Origin of the sequence: Edaphobacter sp. HDX4, from assembly GCF_036877565.1 — a bacterium.
Taxonomy (GTDB): domain Bacteria; phylum Acidobacteriota; class Terriglobia; order Terriglobales; family Acidobacteriaceae; genus Edaphobacter.
Genome location: NZ_JAEDXW010000033.1, coordinates 29,090 through 48,612, shown reverse-complemented (window position 1 = coordinate 48,612; position 19,523 = coordinate 29,090). Strand labels below are relative to the sequence as shown.

Annotated in this window: 14 protein-coding genes; 4 read left to right on the top strand and 10 right to left on the bottom strand. The window is 53.2% G+C overall.

Translation table 11 applies throughout. The features are described from left to right. The 7 genes from JAO29_RS21535 to JAO29_RS21505 form a co-directional block, all read right to left on the bottom strand. A partial coding sequence (locus JAO29_RS21535; protein WP_334270340.1) for a tetratricopeptide repeat protein occupies positions 1-1,229 on the bottom strand: 1,229 nt, incomplete at its 3' end. Positions 1,230-1,407: 178 nt separating this feature from the next. Continuing rightward, the gene (locus JAO29_RS21530; RefSeq protein WP_334270339.1) at positions 1,408-5,031 is read right to left on the bottom strand and encodes a TonB-dependent receptor; all 3,624 of its coding nucleotides are present in this window, start codon (positions 5,029-5,031) and stop codon (positions 1,408-1,410) included. A 768-nt stretch (positions 5,032-5,799) separates the two neighbouring features. Beyond that, on the bottom strand, positions 5,800-6,783 hold the full coding sequence (locus tag JAO29_RS21525; protein ID WP_334270338.1) for a ThuA domain-containing protein: 984 nt from the start codon (positions 6,781-6,783) through the stop codon (positions 5,800-5,802). 62 nt (positions 6,784-6,845) lie between these two features. Further along, positions 6,846-8,465: an outer membrane protein assembly factor BamB family protein gene (locus JAO29_RS21520; protein ID WP_334270337.1), complete on the bottom strand. Its 1,620-nt coding sequence runs from the start codon at positions 8,463-8,465 to the stop codon at positions 6,846-6,848. Next, on the bottom strand, positions 8,462-9,262 hold the full coding sequence (locus JAO29_RS21515; RefSeq protein WP_334270336.1) for a c-type cytochrome: 801 nt from the start codon (positions 9,260-9,262) through the stop codon (positions 8,462-8,464). Before JAO29_RS21515 ends, JAO29_RS21520 begins: the two co-directional genes overlap by 4 nt. 303 nt (positions 9,263-9,565) lie before the next feature. Then, positions 9,566-11,692 (bottom strand): outer membrane protein assembly factor BamB family protein, encoded by a 2,127-nt coding sequence (locus JAO29_RS21510; protein ID WP_334270335.1) that lies wholly within the window; start codon positions 11,690-11,692, stop codon positions 9,566-9,568. Between the two features lie 69 nt (positions 11,693-11,761). Continuing rightward, positions 11,762-12,904, bottom strand: a complete 1,143-nt coding sequence (locus JAO29_RS21505) for a mannonate dehydratase (RefSeq protein WP_334270334.1) — start codon at positions 12,902-12,904, stop codon at positions 11,762-11,764. Between the two features lie 1,040 nt (positions 12,905-13,944). Here JAO29_RS21505 and JAO29_RS21500 point away from each other — a divergent pair. Together JAO29_RS21500 and JAO29_RS21495 are read left to right on the top strand one after the other, a co-directional pair. Beyond that, entirely contained in the window at positions 13,945-14,532 is a 588-nt protein-coding gene (locus JAO29_RS21500; RefSeq protein ID WP_334270333.1) for a hypothetical protein, read from the top strand. A 315-nt stretch (positions 14,533-14,847) separates the two neighbouring features. After that, the gene (locus JAO29_RS21495; RefSeq protein WP_334270332.1) at positions 14,848-15,072 is read left to right on the top strand and encodes a hypothetical protein; all 225 of its coding nucleotides are present in this window, start codon (positions 14,848-14,850) and stop codon (positions 15,070-15,072) included. Positions 15,073-15,303: 231 nt separating this feature from the next. On the opposite strand, the gene JAO29_RS21490 is transcribed toward JAO29_RS21495, so the two are convergent. Next, a complete protein-coding gene (locus JAO29_RS21490; protein ID WP_334270331.1) occupies positions 15,304-16,101 on the bottom strand; it encodes a HugZ family pyridoxamine 5'-phosphate oxidase in 798 nt (265 codons plus the stop codon). 422 nt (positions 16,102-16,523) lie between these two features. Here JAO29_RS21490 and JAO29_RS21485 point away from each other — a divergent pair, with 422 nt between their 5' ends. Together JAO29_RS21485 and JAO29_RS21480 are read left to right on the top strand one after the other, a co-directional pair. After that, positions 16,524-16,790 (top strand): type II toxin-antitoxin system ParD family antitoxin, encoded by a 267-nt coding sequence (locus tag JAO29_RS21485; RefSeq protein ID WP_334270330.1) that lies wholly within the window; start codon positions 16,524-16,526, stop codon positions 16,788-16,790. Beyond that, on the top strand, positions 16,791-17,105 hold the full coding sequence (locus tag JAO29_RS21480; protein WP_334270329.1) for a type II toxin-antitoxin system RelE/ParE family toxin: 315 nt from the start codon (positions 16,791-16,793) through the stop codon (positions 17,103-17,105). A gap of 134 nt (positions 17,106-17,239) precedes the next feature. Here the strand turns inward: JAO29_RS21480 and JAO29_RS23690 are convergent, their stop codons facing one another. Further along, positions 17,240-17,443: a GntR family transcriptional regulator gene (locus JAO29_RS23690; RefSeq protein WP_442886463.1), complete on the bottom strand. Its 204-nt coding sequence runs from the start codon at positions 17,441-17,443 to the stop codon at positions 17,240-17,242. A gap of 23 nt (positions 17,444-17,466) precedes the next feature. Further along, positions 17,467-19,518 (bottom strand): ATP-binding protein, encoded by a 2,052-nt coding sequence (locus tag JAO29_RS21475; protein ID WP_334270328.1) that lies wholly within the window; start codon positions 19,516-19,518, stop codon positions 17,467-17,469. Between the last annotated feature and the right edge of the window lie 5 nt (positions 19,519-19,523).

The window sequence follows — 19,523 nt, the reverse complement described above, 5'->3', positions numbered from 1 at the left end:
GAGGTGGGCGCGATAGCCAATAGCCTCTCCAGAGTTGCGTAAGACAGGTTCCGATAGGATCGGGCCAACAAGTAGTCGGCGTCCAAATCCATAGGACGCAGCTTGTGCAACTTGTTGAGATCGGATGCTGCGGCTTTGAAATCATGCCGGTTGTAGCTCGCAACACTTCTCTTAAATAGATCCGTTGGCTTCTGTAGCTTTACAGAACTTCCAGATGTCGCCCATTCCGGCGCAGATGGGGCGTCCCCGTCCTTACTGAGAAGTACCTGTGCGACAGTGAGAGCAAGGTTTTTCTCTGCGCTCGCTTGTTTCCCTTCGAGAAGCACCATAGATTCTCGGAGCTTATTCTGCAGCTGCTCATCGAGCGAGATATTTGCGTCTGGGTATGTTCGTGGCAAGCCAAGAGCGTTCCAAGTTGCTTCCGGCGAGAGATGGTTCGCCGAGTGGAGCAGGGAGATAGCCTCGTCTACATCCCCCTTTAGCAACTGAACTTCCGCCAGTCTTGCAAGCGACGCCGCTGAGTTTGGATTCATCTGAAGTTCGAGATGATACTCTCGGGTCGCATCGTCCAGTCTTTGCGTAGCAAGAGCTATCTCCCCCAGACCAAAGTGTGCACCGGGCCAAAGAGGATCTTCCGACAGGGCCCGCTCGTAATGCGCCATCGCCTTATCCCATGAGTGTTCGTCTTTGTAGATATCTCCGTAAATCTGGTGGAGAAGCGGCTTTCCCTTTGAAGCTGAGAGAACAGATTGAACAATTCGATCGGCTGCTTTGCGATAGGCTTCGCCTAGGTCCAGCAGGAGAGGCGCATCGGATGGAAAGATATTGCTTGTCTCCTCAAGCTTTACGAGTGCCCTGGAGATCTGGCCGTCCTCCCAGAGCGCCCTGCAAAGCCAGGTATGTGCCTCTCGGTTCTTAGGCTCAATGCGGACTGCCTCGGTGAGATACGGAATTGCAAGGGCAGGCCGTTGCAGCCGCGCATAGTCAATGCCGATAAAAAAGCTAACTCCCGGAAGACCTGGCTTCAGTTTCTCTGCCTTCAGAAGAGTTCGAGCCGATTGCTCATAGCTTTCTTGGGCACTGTAAACCAGGCCTAGACTTGCGTAGGCCTCTGCAGTTTCTGGCCGTAGACGAATTACCTGCAAGTATTCATCGGCCGCTACATCGAGGGATCCCGAGTTCTGGGCTGTCTGAGCGGCCTTGAAATGTCGGAGCGCTTCATCATCCACGCCTTGGGAGTGGGTAAATGAGCTGCTTACAGTGACCAATAAAGTGAGCAGCCCTAGCTTGTGTAGCTTGCAACTTTTGCGCAGATTAGCACTCGATCGCAAAATCTGGCCTATGGGATTCCTCCTTCGGATCCCATAAGCCAGGTTTCGTGTTGAAGCGGAAATCACCATAGCCCGATCAGAATGTTAGCCTGAAGTTAGCCTGCATTGTTCTACTCGATGGTGAACTTACATTATTGTTGATCTCCGCGCTCGGTCCAGTTCCGCAAGTGAACTGTCCGAACGTTGGAGTACCGACGACTTGATTTGGACAACCCCATCCATGCCGGTTGAAGATGTTGAAGATATCAAATCTGAATGTTAGAGCGACACCTTCATGGAACAGCGGGATTCTCTTGGAGGCCTGTAGATCTTCGCTCTTATGTGCGAAATATCTGGCTCCCCCAAGTAATCTTGGCGCATTCCCGAAGGTATAGTTCGGTGCGATGGTGAACGCATTAGGATTCAGCTTCCTCGAAACACCGAATATATATGGCCCTCCCTTGAACCCGGAAACATTTTGTCCGGGAACAACGTTCGGTCGAGGATTTCCTCCAGTCGCTTCTCCGGCAAAAATACCAGAGGTCCAGCCGGTTTGTGTGGCAAACATAGGAAATCCGCTGGAGTAGGTATCTACGCCGCCGACCATCCAACCACCCGCGAGAACCTCAGTCACCGCATTAGCATGCGACATGTACTTTTTACCTTTACCAAACGGAAGCTCATAGGTGTAGGAGACTTTGACACTCTGGGGCTGATCGAACTGGCTGTACGATTTCTCAGCCCGGGGGTTGTAAGGATTCAAAACACCGCCGCTTCCGCCATTCCAGCCCGACTGCACGGCGTAATCGGCATCCGAATCGGTCAGATTCTTCGACCAGGTATAGTTAGCCAGCACGGTGAAGCCCGAGCCGTATCTCTTGGTGATCTGTGCTTGCACAGCATGGTAAGTATAGTTTCCCCAAGGATTAGCGGAGAAGGCTGTATCCAGGTTCGCATCTTGGAATTGAGGGAAAGGTCTCAACGCCTGAGATACCGTGGCTCCAACACCAAAATCTGAGATGAACGCCGGATAGGGGGATTGAACGCGTGGCTTCCCGTCACAAGCTGCACTGGTAGCCTGATTGACAAGTTGCACAGCGAGACAAGGACCATACGCCAGAGCAGAAAGCGGACCAACGTTTGGATCCTTCAGAAGCTTCTGGAGGTGAGCTCCGTGGTTTCCCACATAAGCGACATCAAGAAGCCATTGTCCCGGTAACTGGCGTTGAATATCCGCAGTCCAGTTCTGCACCTGGCCGGGTCTAGCAAGTCTGCTCGGCAGGAATACGGGGCCACCGGTACCGTTGGTCGCCGCACCATTGAGACCATTCGAAGCAGAAGGATCAAGGTTGGGCGGAACGACTCCGGGATAGGACTGGATCTGGCTTGGAATAACAGACGGCGTCTGTTGATTCACATTGGCCGTATAGTTATAGCCGACAGCAAAGAACCCCTTGCTGTCAGTGTTGGCAAAGTTAGAAACTTTCAACGGAGTGTAGTAGATCCCGTATGCCGCCCGGACTACTGTATCTTTGTCAAGTTGATAGGACATTCCGGCTCTCGGACCCCACGAACCCCAGTATTGGTTCATGGGGGAGCATCGGCCGTCTCGTCCCGGCCCATCTCCTTGAAATTCGAGCGCTCCGGGCAAGCCACCTGCCTTCGGATTCGGCAGGGTTGGATTCACCTGAGATGTCCTGCATTCAGACTCGAAAACCGGTTCTGGAATCTCATAGCGAAGGCCGAGATTCAAAGTGAGTTTAGGATCCACCTTCCAGTCGTCCTGAACGTACATCCCCCAATAACGGGTCCTCATGCTCGCGATCTGACTTCCGCCGATGCTGCCTGTTGTTGCCGCTCCCAGGAAAAACGAGGCAGCACCTGAGCCTGAGTTCGGATCCACGGGCGTCCCTGCTGCGCTTGTCCCGGCAGATGTCAAGGCGTCCTGATAGGAGAAGTTCGGACCGGCAGCTGTTCCGAAGTAGGCGTTGAAACCCTGACGGCGATAATCCATCCCGAACTTGAAGTTATGCGCTCCATGCGACCACAGCAGGTTATCGCTTATCTGATAGCTATTGTCGGCAAAATGGCTATTGCTATGCGGAGGAGCTGGCATATTGCCACTCCCTGAAGGATCGTAGTGAACTCCGACACCGGGGATGAGTGTGTCTTCGAGATACCCCTTGAACCCTAGCTTCGAACCCCACTGTCCCACAGTATTGATTGATTGTTCGAGACGATATCGGCGCGTGTAGCCAAAGTTCACGTGGTTCAAGAGGCTCGACGTGATACTCCAATCTTCTGCTAGTCGGACATAACGTGTTTTTGTGCTTCCTTGTCCCGTTTGGTACAAGTCGCCATAGGAATACGTCGTCTGTACAGGCTGAAGCGATTGAGAATAGGTTCCGTATAACTTATGCTTACTGCTTATTGTGTGATCGATTCTGAGAAACCAAAGATCTTGGTTGACCGGTGAAACACTTGTATAGCGAAGGTTTTGATATGGTTGCCCAGGCGAGGTCGCTTGGGGAAGAAGAGCGATCATGTTCTTCGAAAATGGATCCAACCTGGAGAGAGGGATTTGATTATTGGGGAAAGGCTGGCACGGCTTACCCTGATTCGCCCCTGAGCAGGTGGTGTAATCGTAGATCTTCTTGCCCGGGTAAGTCACTCCATTGATGACTTGGGTCTGCAGAATGGCAGAAAAATCTCCATTCCACATTGCCGGCGTAGGAACAGAAGTGAGCGCCCCTCCACCAGCCTTAAACCGAAAGCCTTCATAGGCCGTAAACCAAAATGTCTTCGAACGTCCGTTGTATATCTTAGGAATCCAGACGGGCCCTCCTGCAAATGCACCAAAGTCATGCTGTGTATCGTTTGCTCTGGGAAGTCCCGTGTGATTGTTCTGCCAGCTGTTTGCATCCAATACACGATTCTTCAGCTGCTCATAGACGCCGCCATGAATCTCATTGGTTCCTGATTTCGATGCAATCGTGACGAAGCCACCACCCGTTCGCCCATACTCCGCGGGAAATGTACTAGTCTCTACCTTGAACTCCGCGACGGCATCGACGCTGATGCCGAAGGGCATTTGATAGTTCGGCGATGCAAGCGAGATCGACGAGCCATCCAGAATGATGTCAGCACTGCCGGTACCTCCTCCATTCAGCTTGAAGCTTGCTTGGGAGACCGGATTCCCAGAAGCGCTCCCCTGAAAGCCGGGAGTAAGAGTCAGGAAGGCGAGTGGGCTCCGAACCAGGCCGCTGAAGTTCAAGGGGAGCTGGTTAATCAGCTGCCCCGTGACCGTCGTTCCAATATCTGAGGATTCAGTCTGAATCTGTTGGGCATCGGCCGTCACAACCACGGATTGTGTCGATTCGCCCACCTGCAGAGTGATGTCCTGCGTCGCGGTCGCTCCAACAGAAACTGTCACGCCTGTCTGCACGGATTCTTTGAAGCCACTGACGATCACGATTATCTTGTAAACACCAGGGTTCAATTGCGGAAAGGTATACCGGCCTGCATCAGTTGAGATAGCTACAGAGCTGACGTTCGTCGCGATATTTACAAGTGTCACTGAGGCATTCGGAACTACCGCCCCCGCTGAATCGTAAATCGTTCCCGCAACACCGCCCCCCGAAGATTGAGCGGCCATTGTTGAAGTCAGCGCCACCATGACAATGAACGCTAGCATCAGGAGCATCGTAAACTGGGATTTCATCGATCTGCTCTCCATGAGGAAGCTGCTTCCTCGATATCTTGCAAATTCTTCAGAAACTTATCTTCCTAGCCGGTACTCCGGTCTATTGAGGCAACTAGCTTCACAAAATCGAGGCGCGACCTTATTGCCTAAGTAACTCAGTGACATTTCAGAGGTGAACGCATCTTCTGCGCACACAAGGGTATATTCCCGGTCCTCTAACGAAGTCAACAGATTTAAATCTCGTTAGTTCCCATAAGAACTTCATGATGAATATTGGCACGCCCATTACTTTCCGTCAGCGCCAACGCTCTTACTGGCAGCAATCAAAGTATCTTCCATCGGAACGAGACAACCATCGCATGATGGTCAAGGATCCGACCGCATATGTCACTAATAGCAACGATCCCCTTTCTTTTCGCCTCCCATCGGTGCTGAGAGATGGTTGACCATGACGTTTGCCTGTTGGAACTTCACAGGGGATCACACAGGGCGTGTGGTGCTGTTTATTCGATTTCGTCGCAACTTCAACCACCCTAAATTCCCACCTCAGGCCGTGGAAGAGCTCAGGTCCACACACCATAGATTTCCTATGGGAACTTAAGAATTAGCTCAGAAAGGGCTTTGGCAGGAGATGGCTATTGAGGGTCCAAAGAACTTGATCTAGTATCGTGTCCTGCGGCCCCGAGTTAAAAGCACTTTTCCGGCACTTGTCGGAGTTTGATCTCTAACTCAGGACGATAGCTGTTCACACGGGAGAGCAGTGTAGTAGCCCCCGTGCAGGCCTGCTTACAGCTTTACAGGCAGCGGATGAGGCGTAATATCCGCGTCAACCAACCCGAGAGCCCACTTGATTGCACCCACGTACATCTGTTGTACGCGAGCATCATCGAGCGTTTGTTCCAAATGTCCGAAAGTCGAATACCACACACGGCCCTTGCCGTACTTCTTCGCCCAGACAATGGGATAATCTCCGTCCGATCTCAATGCCGCTAGCTTCTCGAATCGCTGCCGAACCTGTTCCGCGGTAGCGCGTGAGTTTGGATCAGGACGAACTGCGTCGAAGGTTTCCTTGAATTTTGAAGGATCCATTCTCATGATGACGTGGTCTACGTCCCTTGAGTAGTTCGGACCAACGATCGTGTATTGGTCCTTGAATTTGAAGTCTCTTGGGAATCCCTGAACACCAGGAAAATTCGGGTCCTCAAGTATGATCGGCATATCGGCAGTAGGAAACTCGCCGATTAGATTCCCTCCGATCATCGCTGCATATTCAGGCCATAGAAGAAGATGTCCACCATTGCCCGCGTGGCCCGCAATGAAGCCTTTGCCGTCATCATGCACGAAGGACAAAAGATCGGCTTTCTGCCGATCCGTGATATTCCATGGACCTTCCCCCATGTAAAACACTGCGTCGAAGTGATTCAGTGTTCTGACATTTGCTCCTGGTATCTCCTCCTTGGTCAGGAGATGCATATCGGTACGAATTATGGTTGTCCACAGACCCGACTCCCGTCCCAGCCGCTCTACTGTTGCAAGAGTATGGGAAGCCGAGTCGTGATGGTATCCAGCAGAGGAATACCATTCTTGCGGATCTGCAATCGCCAAAATTAGCTTCTTCCCGGGCCAGGTGTTCTCACGTCGGTATGTTGGAGTTGGAGTCGAAGGGGCCGGCGTAGTCTGCGACTGTGCGAAGAGCTTTTCGGTGGGGAAGGCTTCAGCAGCAAGTGCACCTGCTGCAATTCCTCTTAACAATTGACGCCGGTCCATCATGGACTCCTTCGCAAAGCGGTTGAAATTCAGGGAGGTAGCAAAGGATTGCTAGCGCACAAGTTCTACTTCTTTAAGGAAGCGGAAACTACCACTCGAGGCTCGGGCAGTGCAAATGCAAACCAACAGTCATTGGCCGCGACAAGCACATATTGGCGCCCATAGAGTCGATAGGTCATTGCAGCATTAGTTACGAACTGCCCCAAATTTGTGTGCCAGAGCGTTCGACCACTTCCGGGATCCATGGCGATGAAGTTCCCTACCGAGTCTCCCCCGAATAGAACACCACCCGCCGTGTTCAATAGACCTGAAATGAGGACGGCGCTCTTATCTCCCAGTTCGTGACTCCAAACCACTATTCCGGTCTTATAGTCGATAGCATAGGTTGCATATTCGGGAGGAGAGCGAAATCGACCATAGCCAGAGGTCGTGAAATAGGCCCACGTTCGAGAGACATTCGCAAAGACCAGACCACGTTTAGGGTCAAAGGCAGGAGCCCACCAGTTTGTGGCGCCGATGGGATACGGCGATACCAGAGCGCCTGCAGGCGAGGCGTCCTTCTCGTAGTCCGGGACCGGCCGGCCCTGTTTGTCGATTCCTGTGGCCCAGTTCGTTTGAGGCATGTACTTAGTAGTCACAAGATGCTCGCCCGTCACCCGGTCCAGGAGGAAGTAATATCCATTGCGCGACACTTGGACCAGAAGCTTCCTCTGCTTACCTTTGAACTCGCCATCAAAAAGAATCGGGGTCTGGCCTGCGTCGTAATCGTGCGTATCATGCGGTGTTATCTGATAGGCCCAAACGAGTTTTCCCGTGTCCGGATTTAGTGCAACGACAGAGGCCGTGTAGAGACTATCTCCATGATCGGTCGGGTGCGGTTTTCGATCCTCCGGCACTCCATTTCCGGTGCCGAAGTAATAGAGGTTCAATTGTGGATCATAAGTCCCGGTGAGCCAAGGAAACCCTCCACCCTTCGCCATCGTTGCATCATCGGGCCATGTGTCGGAACCCGGTTCGCCGGGTGCCGGATCGACCCACCATTTCCATTGCTGTGCACCCGTCTCCGGGTCCCTGGACTCAAGCCAGGCACGGACGTTATCGTTGTTGCCCGGCCCGACAATGACATGGTTTCCAATGACGAGCGGCGATGCCGCTGAGAAATAATCATCCTTCACATCTGCGATTTGCTGACGCCAATGTTCTTTGCCGTCCTTGAGATTCAAGGACACCAGGTAGTTATCGGGTGTCATGAAATACAGCCAGGACTTATAAATAGCGACTCCACGATTTGCCACGTGGATGGCACGATTATTTGGCCAGGAATAATGCCATAGCTCCCGCCCTGTCAATGCATCCATCGCCCAGACATTGTCGGTAATTGTGAAGTACAGAACGCCATCAAGCAACAGGGGCGTTGACTTTATCCGGCGACCCTCACTGGCTTGTTGCGCATACGAACCACTTCCAAAATCCACCTTATGGGTCCACGCAAGACCGAGCGTGTTGACGTTTGAGGCGTTTATCTCAGAAAGCGTGCTGTAGCGCTGTCCCGTGTAATCACCATTGTAGGTGGGCCAGGTCTCGATGGCAGGATGCTGATACGCCTGAGGGTCGAGACTTTGCGCTGGCAGCCGAATAGGGAAAAGCAAAACTAAAGCCCACAGCCGGAAAGACTTGACGGTCATTTGATTGTCACCAGATAGGCCAGTAGATCGTGAATATTTTTATCCGTGTAGTTCAATAGCTGTTTCTTGTGGGTCGCCAGCGGATCCACAAGGGAGAGATCTTTCAGATACTTTCTTGGCCAAGTATGGTAAAGCCCAGATGTATCGTTCATTGAGATTGTGAACTCATCAATGTACTCCAGGGTCCCGGTAACGACCTTCCCCGAGGGAACGGTTGCCGACACTTTGATCGGCTGAGCAGGGGGCGTCAGAAACGAGGTCGTAAGTGCTAATGGCTGGAGCTTGCCTCCAATGCCTGCCAGATCACCTGTAACCGAGTGACAGCTGTTACATTTCCCGGATCCGTTATAGTAGGCCTTCCCTGCTTCGGCATTGCCCACCAACAATGCAGTCTCCGGCAGGCGGTTGCGTCTTGTTGTACGGAGCTGGTTATGCAGGAACGCCGCGATGTCTGAGACCTGTGTTGGTTGCAGAGAGGCAAAGGATGGCATTCCCAGGCTCGGGCGTCCTTCTTTCAGAAAAGGTCCGAGTTTATCTCCCTCGTGGTCCTGGGTGACAAGCGGACTGCGGGTTAGGTTAGGCGCCTGCTCGGTGCCGGTTGCCTTCGATCCATGACAGAATCCACAACTGGATCCAAAGCTCGCTTGCCCCCGCGCAACAGCCTCAGAATCGGGGGCGGCTGTTTCAGCCGGCTGAGGACTTTGTGCGATAAGAGATGTTACCGCTGCAGAGGTTATTGCCAATCCACACCCCAGAAGTAGCGCAAACGCTACTGCTGTCTTCGCCTTGGCGATCATCACTCTCTCCGTCGGAGCAAGAATTTCTGACTTCTATTTCGAAAAGAATTCCGGCGCAATCGCACCCCTAATTCCTTCTCGCAGCCTTATAACAGTTTCGCTGGATCATTGGGTACATCTTTTTTGGAATAAGTTCATACAGGAACTAAGCATTCTGAATAGTTCTGAACTTCATCCCCATTTCCCGCTGAGCTGTGACTGCCGCAGGCACACAGCTTGAAATGCATTCCGATTCAGGGAGCGGTTGTTTCCTAGACCAGCTAATTCCTTAGACATGCCTCGATGATTCTTTGTTCCTCCCGTTCATCGCAGAGCAAATGCAATGTACAGGCCACCCAAAGGCTTCTTGCTGGTCTGGCCGCCCCCTGCTGCGATCACGATGTATTGGCGGCCATCGATCATGTAGGTTGCCGGTGTAGCCAGCCCGGAGAAAGGCAGCGTCGTCTCCCACAACAGCTCTCCGGTGTGGCTGTCGTAAGCATGGAATTTCTGATCGAAGACCGTTGCTCCTATGAAGACAAGCCCCCCGGCTGTCACGATCGGCCCACCATAGTTATCAGAACCGGTCTTCGTCATCCCCTTCGCGACAAGCTCTGGATACTCTCCGAACGGAATCTTCCAAAGATATTTGCCGCTGTTCATATCTATCGCGCTCAGTGTTCCCCAGGGCGTGGAGGTCGCCGGATAATCATCAGGATCAAGAAAGCGGCGAAATCCGATTGTCTTGTATGGCATGTCATCATCCACTACTGGAGTGGAATTGTGGTTGGCTTCAACTCTTGCCGGTTCATGGCCCACGGGGTTCCGTCTTTGTTGTTGTGGCGCCCGCATCAAGTAATGGACAAGCTCGACAACCTCTTTATCGTCCAGGCTGTTGAACGGCGGCATTCTGCCTTTACCTTGACGGATAGTGGCGGAAAGTTCTTCCTCCGTCAGGAGACCTTCAATCCCCTGGAGAGCCGGCACGGAAGGCGGACTTCCAGTACGATCGATCCCATGGCACACACTGCATTGGCTCTGGTAGATGCGCTCACCCGCACTCCCTGGGGGCGTCGGAACAGTCAATCCAACCAGCCAGGCCGTATCATTTGCGTTGACATAGAGCACACCGTTTGCCCGGTCCACCGCCGGGCCGCCCCACTCCCCTCCCCCTGCAAAGCCGGGCATATCTATAGTTAGCCGGTCAACGCTGGGAGGCGTAAATTGCCCACCGGGCAGGAAACTACGGAACTGTTTTAACGCCCACGCGTGGGCTTCAGGAGTACGCTCAGTCAGAGTCGCCTCGTTCACCTCTTGATGAGTGAATGGAGCCGGAAGCAACGGTAAGGGCTGAGTCGGTGAAGTCACTTCTCCTGACACCGTACTCGACGGATAGCTGCTTTCGTGAATGGGGAAAAGCGGAGCACCCGTGTCCCTGTCGAACAGGAACACGAAACCAGACTTCGTGGTTTGCGCGATCGCGTCGACCGACTTCCCATTGCGCCGCACAGTCAATAACGCTGGAGGAGCCGGAAAATCGCGATCCCACAAGTCATGGTGCACTCCCTGGAAATGCCATAGGCGCTTTCCCGTAGAAGCATCGAGAGCAAGTAAGGTATCCGCGAATAGGTCGTTGCCAATCCGGTTCTTTCCATAGAAATCGAAGACAGCCGAACCCGTGGGTACATAGACGATTCCGCGTTTTGTATCGACTGCCATCCCGGCCCAGTTGTTAGCCGCGCCCGCTTTCTTCCAGGCATCCGCTGGCCAACTCTCATAACCGAACTCCCCCGGATGGGGGATCGTATGAAAGGTCCAGCGAACGATGCCGGTGTGCACATCGAAGGCTCGTATGTCGCCAGGAGGTGACGGGTAAGTCTCAGGATTCTGGCCTCCGACGATGATGAGATCCTTATAAATCGCTCCGGGACTCGTGAGTTGGACCGATTGCGAGAGGTAGTCTTCTCCACGAAGGCCCTTCCTCAGATCGACCTTACCGTTCTCTCCGAAGCTCAGGATGGGCTCACCAGTCTTCGCATCAATTGCGTAGAGAAAGTTGCGGAAACCCGCGAAGATACGGCTGTCGTCGCCATCCGACCAGAAGGAGACTCCTCGTGACCGTGCGATACCTGTGAGTCCGGAATCGAACTTCCAAAGCAGCTTTCCGGTCGCTGCGTCGAGAGCAATCACGTGATGCGTTGGCGTACACGCGTACAGGACACGACCGACAATAATAGGATTTACTTCGAGCCAGCCGGTCTCACCCGTATCGTAAGTCCACGCGGTCGTAAGCTGCTTCACGTTGCCACGATTGATCTGTGAAAGAGTCGAATAGTGGTCTTGCTCGTTGCCACCACCATAGACTGGCCAATCTTTATCGACCTGACGCTTCCCGACCTGCTGGGCTATTCCGTATTGCCCGAGACACAGGCTCAGCCCTAGAACTGTCACTAAAGCTGCCCCAAATCTCCCCATTCCAATCTCAATCCTCTGAAATAGATTCGTGATAATCGCGCGTCACTATGATCTAGCTTCGGCTTCCGCTCGATTCTTGAGTGCCTTCATATACGCGAAGCCATATGCCTGTTCCGTGAAATGCCCACCTACAACCGTCGGAGTGTGATCGAGAATGATGATCCCATCGAAATTGACCTCGCGAGCGGCCTTCATAATTTGGTACATATCGTAGTACCCGTTATCCATAAAAGTCTCTACAAAATGCGGTAACGGAGCGCTTACATTTCGGAAATGCAGCTTCCATATCTTCGCTGCGCCAAAGTAGCGAATCATCTCCGCCGGATCCTTCTGCATCAGTTGCCGGCCCCCTTCGTTCCAGCACCCACAACACAAACAGATCCCCACATTCGGGCTGTTGGCGATCTCCATCGCCCGTTTGTATCCTTCGAAATTCGAGAAAATGCAGCGTGGCACGCCCGCGAGAATAGGCTCTGGAGGATCATCCGGGTGAATTCCGATTCGGACGCTATTCTCCTCCGCCACAGGCGCCACTTGCTTGATGAAATAGGTGAAGTTCTCCCAGATCTCCTCTTTCGAATATTCGCGTCCGTGGGATAGCGGCTCGTAAAACTTCTGGCCCGCCCAGATACCGACCTTGTTTGGGCTTGCCCTATCGAACTCTCTGCCGGAGGCGCCTCTTATCTCTGCTCTCCCGCTGTTCCAGATGCCGTTGGCCATGTGCGCATAGGTCGTGTAGTAGATCCCCGCCTGTCCCAGATTGCGTAGATATTGCTTGTACTCTTCGATCTTCTTGTCGCGACCGGGAAGGTTCAGCGTGACCTCCGGCATATTGTGAACATCCGTATTTCCGATGTTCCATACCGTGATGCCTGCATCCGCATATCGTTTCTTGATTTGCATGAAACCCTCTGCGGTTCGAAGATCGGGAGTAGAACCGACGCTGACATACTCCGCCCCCATCTGCTTCAAAAAAAGTAAGTCGTCATCTGTCGGTTTGGCCGTGGCCTGAGCGCACAGCTTTATGCCTGACGCGTTCTTTTTCACAACACCCGCAGCAGTACCTGCCAACGAGGGCATAAGAGCAGCCGTGCCCAATGCACCAGCGGCTAACTTGAAAAACTCTCTTCGGTCCGGCTCGATAGGAAGTTCCGCTGCCTTCCGGATATCTGATCCATTACCACTCATTCGCTTTCCCTCCTGCTACCTGTCGTTCGTGGATCCATGTGCAGTCCGACACTTGCATCCTCGGTCGCAGTTCCCCTCTTCGTTGCGAATCACGGCGAAACTTCTGCAGATTGAGGGGTGAGCCTGTTCAGATTGCGAGGACGTGGCCTTTCTTGCAGCTGGAACCCTCCGCAACGTCGTCATAACTCCGAGATTAGTTCTCTAATGAACTAGACCGAAAGAACATATCGACTAATAGAATGTTGTACTCGTTAGCACTAGATACTCTTTCGAATGAAACGGTCAAGGCGCAAACAGTAGAGGTTAGTTCCCATCAGAACTAACGGGCGTTTCGCAAGTTCTTCCTGGTTGTACTTACCGCGTCTGCATCCAGTCCCGATTTCAGCCATCTCACCGCTCCCTTTGCAGAGAAAACTCTTCGCTGTTCTTTGTCGAGGTGATCCACCTCTGAGTCCTATGAAGGCACATCACCCTTGCCAAACTCCAAGCGTAATCCATCCATGAGGTGGGATGTGTACGTCTATACGCCAGATCCCGATGCGCTCGCCGTCGGCTTTTCTGATCATGGAGCCGTGTTTAGCGAACCGCTCAAAGATACTGATCACGGTCTACGCGGCTTTGAGATTTGCGACCCTGACGGCTATGTCTTGTTCTTTGGCCGGCCAAAGTAGCGACTAGTCACAGGACCCGCCCTTAGGGTACAGTTTTTGACGGTTGGTGTAGTCACCCCCGATACGACCCGCCGTCGAGGGCTGGGGAATCTGGAAGACGCCGGAAACATCGGCGTCTATAAGGAGCGGTGCGAAGGGTGGAATAGTTCCACCGTTCTATGCTTTGCGCAGCTCCGGCATTTCCATGGCCCGTTGATTCATCGGTGAAGTTGAAACGCCACTGTGAAACGATTCAGTAATGCTGACTAACGAAAAGCGAAAAGAGCTGCTCGCGGACCTAATCGAGTCGGCACTAGCGTTCCGATTCTGCGCGGCCCTTCTGATTATCCCGACCAACAGACGGCCGTCACATCGGGATATCGCCATCTAGTGATTCAGTTCAAGAGGATCGCCAGTCCCATCCTTCCCTCAACGTACGCCTCGCGACTCAACAGCATCGACGTGGAAATCAATGATCTTTATTCTGCCTACGACGGACGAGCGGAACTCGATGCGCTCCTCCCCGAGATCGAAGCGGCCTTAGAAAACCTGGACGGCACACATTCCGGCTTAGTGGATGAATCAGTTCTTGTAGCTGGGAGTCGTTTGGTCGAGCTCCGCTCCCTCTCCGCTGCCGAATATGACTTCAAGAAACTGGTCCGGCTCTGCGAAGAAGTCAATTCCGCTTGCGCCTTGCAGTGCTATTACGCCACCGCAATGCTCACCCGCAGCATCCTCGATCACGTTGCTCCAGTCTTCGGATTTAGAACGTTCAGCGAGGTAACAAATAACTATGCAGGAGGCGGAAGTTCGTTCAAAGATGCGATGCACTATCTGGACAACGCCTCTCCCAAAATTGGAGATGCCCATCTCCACACGGTTATACGCAAGAGCGAATCATTGCCCACGGCTCAACAGGTCAATTGCGGACAGCAGCTAGACGTGCTTTTGTCCGACATTATTCGTATAATGCAGTAGCAAACGTTTTTATATCAGCCACTTACGCCTGATAGTGGGATTATGTATAGTGCCAAATAAGAACGGGAGCCTCTCTCCCGTTTCCCACGGTGCCTACATTGAATTTCACCAGACCCATGCAAAAGATGATCGACAAGGCCCGGGCGCAGCGTCGGCACTCCCGCGCCCGTAGGAAAGCTGATTGCCGAGCTGACCTTCGGTTTCTGGCTCTTTTTGATCTCAGGCCAGTTTCAAGATCTCTGGTCAGCCAGCTCGCACCAAGGATTTCCTCATGCACATGTTCCCCGCTCACATGTGCATACGCGCCTTGAGACCATGCAAAGACTTCGCAATCGCATCGCTCATCACGAACCAATTCTGAGCAGTCAGAATGCCGTCTACACCGGCCATTCAACACAACCCATGATCGACTTGGTCAATGTGCTTGAGTGCGTGACGTGGATCTCCCCCGGTACGGCCGATTGGCTTCGTCAAACGACTCCCTATGAACAAGCCCGAACCCTCCTCGCTGAGGTGGGTTCGAGCGGAATCATCCTCTAGCTGCTCTATTTGTTCGTGACGGCACCCGTAGTTCCCTATGGATGGATGTAATTGGCAGAGGCCGTGGAACAGACAGCGTCAGCGGTTTTCCGCTAGCGGCAAGTACGCCCAAATATCTACTTCCTGTTCTCCAAAGGCACTTGGGCGTCTTGATCCCGCCTTGAACTCGGCCGCCACCTCAGAGCAGTATGCTCTCCAATTAGAGCTTTAGTACAAAGCAGAGGGCGAATTTCAGGACATCGCTTCGGCGGAACGTACCATCTCCACCAGCACTTTGCGAGTATCCACCGCAGTCATCACTTCACGAAGAAAGTTGATGCGAACGCCCTTCATCCCTTCCGCGGTCTTCAACCTAAGGAAGAATCCAAGACGGTCAACGGCCGTCATCGCGGCCTCTGTCGCTTCATAGCCCAAATGCGTGCGCGCCAGCAGAATCATGGCCGGCACGTGGTCGGCGTTCATGTGGGCAATGATCCCGGGCGCAGCTTCGGCGAGTGGATCCGGCAGAGCCCTACTGTAATCTTCAACAGCGACCCATCCCATCACACCAAAGCCGCCGACGTAGTAAATGTCCAAGGGTTGAAGTCGATAGAACTCGAAGTCGTTGAAGTCGACCCAGGATCGGCTGGCTTCGTGGCGTGCGAGATACACCTCCCGGACTGAAACCAGATCGGATGCAGGGACTGGCTCGACATCTCCGACTATGGTTACCCGGGGCGCGCCTAGTGGATCCCCTTCGGCGATCTGGCCGACAAAAAGGCTAGCTTTAGGTTCCACCTTGAGATTCTGCGTATGCATTGCCATGTTACTGATTAGAAAGAGCGGACGGCCTTCGAGGTCGAGCGCATACGGCATCAGAGAACCGAACGGGTAACCAGGGCACTTGCGGGACATCGTTGACAAAGTTGCGACCGGAGTCAGCGTTGCCAACGTCCGGACCCGTTCAGCAAAAGAGGGCTCGGGCAGTTGCGGTACGTCGGGTCCCGTATAGGCATGTCGGCGAGGTGTGGTCGTTTGGGTGGAAGTCATAACCGCTCCAGTGTACTTTTATCCCACGGCTCCCGGCACTTGCCGCCACTCTTTTCGAGACCCGGGCGAGCAGCCGGACGACTTCGACGGCGGTTAGCCACTTCGTCTATGCACTCCAGCAGAATCAGAGAGTTCCTTGGGTTTCGCCGCGACCGGCTAGATATCGAAATGAGCCACTGCTCACAGCTTTGATCAAAGTACGCCAAATATCTCTGATCAAAGCTACAATTCATGACCAGCAGCAGGCGCAGACCATGTATGACAATATTGGCGGCAGCTGGGGATGGCGTGGAGGCCGGGGTCCGTTATCACAACAATGACCAACAAAAGTCACATCATCAGCAACCCGGCAATCAAGAGAGACATGGCAAGAATTGACAAATCCTGCCAGAACGCCCATAGTGGCTATTGAGGACCTTGCCATGCAGACCATGAATATATCTCTTCCCGATCCCATGAAGCAGTATGTAGAGGATCAGGTGATGGCCGGCGGCTACAGCAGCGCAAGCGAGTACGTGCGCGACCTGGTGCGTGCCGACCAGAAGCGCCAAGCGAAGGAAGAACTCGAGCAGATGCTTATTGGTGCCATCAATTCAGGTGATCCCATGGACGTGACGCCTGAAATGATAGAGCAAGTCCGCAATAGGCTTCGGGCCCGTGCTGAACAGCGCAAATCGGTCAAAGGATAAGTGGCTCGTTTTACGGTGCGTCCGTATGCTTGGCGAGAAATCAACAAGCAGCTCGATTACCTGGAAGAACAGGCGGGCCTCGAAACAGCAGAGCGATTTCTGGATAGTCTCATTTCCAGTTTCAAGCTGTTGGCCCAGACATCCCAGATGGGAGTTCGATGTGGTTTTGCCAGGCCAGCTACACGTAGGTTACGAAGGTGGCCGGTGAAGGGCTTCGAGAACTGGCTTATTTTCTATCAGCCAAAGCTTTACGGCGTTGAGATCGTCCATGTGATGCATGGTGCCAGAGATATTGAGACTTCGCTCAGTAACTAACCCGTCCGAACCCTTGGGGCTCGACATCTTCTCAGCAAGATTCCAAATGGGCCTCGCACCCGAAAACCGTCTTAGCGTGCTCTATCGCCCGTTTTACGCGGGACCACGAATGTGCCTCTGATTGAGTTCCCTCTTTAACCGATAGCAATCGGTTCGATCGGATTCGATCGGTTCAAGCTCTTGTCAGACAACGTGTAGCTAGACGGCAGATCATTTGACAAGGTGCCGCGCCCCTTCTCGCGAATGACGTAGCCTTCCACACGGAGCTCGTAGAGGGCCTGCCTTACGGTCAGGCGGCTGACTTCAAACGCGCTGCCAAGTTGCTTTTCCGATGGAATGAGAACTCCGAGGATTCCATGGTTTACGTGACTCTCTCTCTCGCATTTTGCATCCCCGTGTGGACGGAGAGAGTCTCCGTGGGACGATTTGCATTGGGGCTTCGTATCGTCCTATGCGTAGGAAGAAATATCTGAAAACACGTCGTCACCTGTTTGCCGAAATGGCTTCGGAATGTGAGAGTTCCTTCATGCTTTTCGATAATTCCGCGACTGATCCACAATCCCAGACCTGTCCCCTTGGCTTCCTTCGTCGTGAAGAAGGGCTCAAACAGGCGCTTCGAAGCTTCAGGACTGATGCCGCAGCCACTGTCAGTGATGCTAACAATAAGTCCTGAAAGGTAACTTTCTTTCTCGGACGTGTTCCTTACGCGAACACGAAGTCGTCCGCCTTGTGGCATGGCTTGAATTGAATTAGAGACCAGATTCATGAGAGCCTGTTTCAGTTCACCAGGAAAGCCATGAGACTCTCCTCTGGTCTTATAGATGGTCTCTACCTCAATCCCACTGCGAAGCAGGTTCGTCTGATGCAATTCAAGAACATCTTCGAGGAGGTCGGTCAGATAAACCACGACGGCCTTCTGAGACTCGCGGTAAAAGCTCAACGTCTGCTTTGTTATATGGCCAACCCTCGCAAGTTCCTGATCAGCGAGTTGCGCATAATGGCGCGCTTCATCGCTGAGTGACGGATGCTCGCGCAATAAATAGAACGTGTTGGTAATCGCTTCGAGCGGATTATTGATCTCATGGGCTACGATGCCTGCCAGTTTTCCCATAGCAGCCAGGCGCTCATTGCGGCGGAGTGCTTCTTCCGCCTGCAACTGGGTCGTAATATCGCGATTGATCTCAAATACCATCGCCCCATTCGGCGTAATCGCTTGCCGGCTGGCGACGACCACCTCACGACCGTCTTTGCATTGGTGAACCAGATTTCCATCCCAGCGGCCTGCAAAAGAGAGTGTCTCCCGCATCGCTTCCACACTGACCGGCCACTTGGTGGCGAGCAAGGCATGTGCATTCTTGCCCATAACCTCTTCCCGTGTCCATCCGTAGAGTGCTTCTGCACCTGCATTCCAGAAGTGGACGATACCGGACCAATCACGCACCATGATCGCTTCGGAAGCGAGTTCCAGTAGTTCAGCGCGTTCGCGGAGCCTCTCCTCCATCTGCTTCTGCTCTGTAAGATCAAAGAAAGCGCCAACTGCACCGCGAATCCCGCCAGCCTCGTCGAAGAGAGGAGATGCGCTCGCCAGCACCGACTTTACCACCGCATCCTTACGACGCAATTCCAACTCAATCAGACCTGTTGGTCGCATGGTCCGTAGCGAGGCCTGTATCGGCATCTCGCCAGAATCCACTTGGCTTCCACGCTTGAATACCTTCCACCCGGCTCTGTCGAGTGCCTGATCGTTGAGCCCCTGGCTGATATCGAAATCAAGTATCTCCCTCAGAGCTGCGTTGCCAGTAAGCGTCTCGCAACTGGCATCGTGAGCTACGGCGACTCCAACCGGCAACACCTTCATGATTGTTTCCAATTCGGCAACGCGCTCATGGAGCTGTGCGTTCAACACTCGCAGCGCTTCACTGCGTTCGGCGACGCGCGATTCGAGTTCGCGGTTCAGTTCCTGCAATTCCCGCGTGGTCCGGTGCAGCTCCGCGAATACCGAGACCTTCGCGCGCAGCACATCGGGAACGACCGGCACCGAAATGTAGTCCACTGCTCCGCTGCGATAAGCGCGGATGCGATCTACATCCGTAAGATGAACGGCAGATACAAAAATGATGGGCGTATTCTGAAATCGCGGATGCTGCCGCATCATATCTGCCAGTTCGAAGCCGTCTATCTCCGGCATACTGACGTCCAGCAAAACCATGGCAACATCGAGTTTCAGCAGATGCTCAAGAGCGTCACGAGCTGACGTTGCCTTGACCAGGGTCTCACCTAACTCTTGTAATATGACGTCATAACTGAGCAGCTTACCCGGCTGATCATCCACCATGAGAATGGTGACCGGACTCTTTTGCTGTTCAGAAGACTTATGATTCCGCATCGCGGGCGTAATGGGAAGTTCAGGCATAGGAT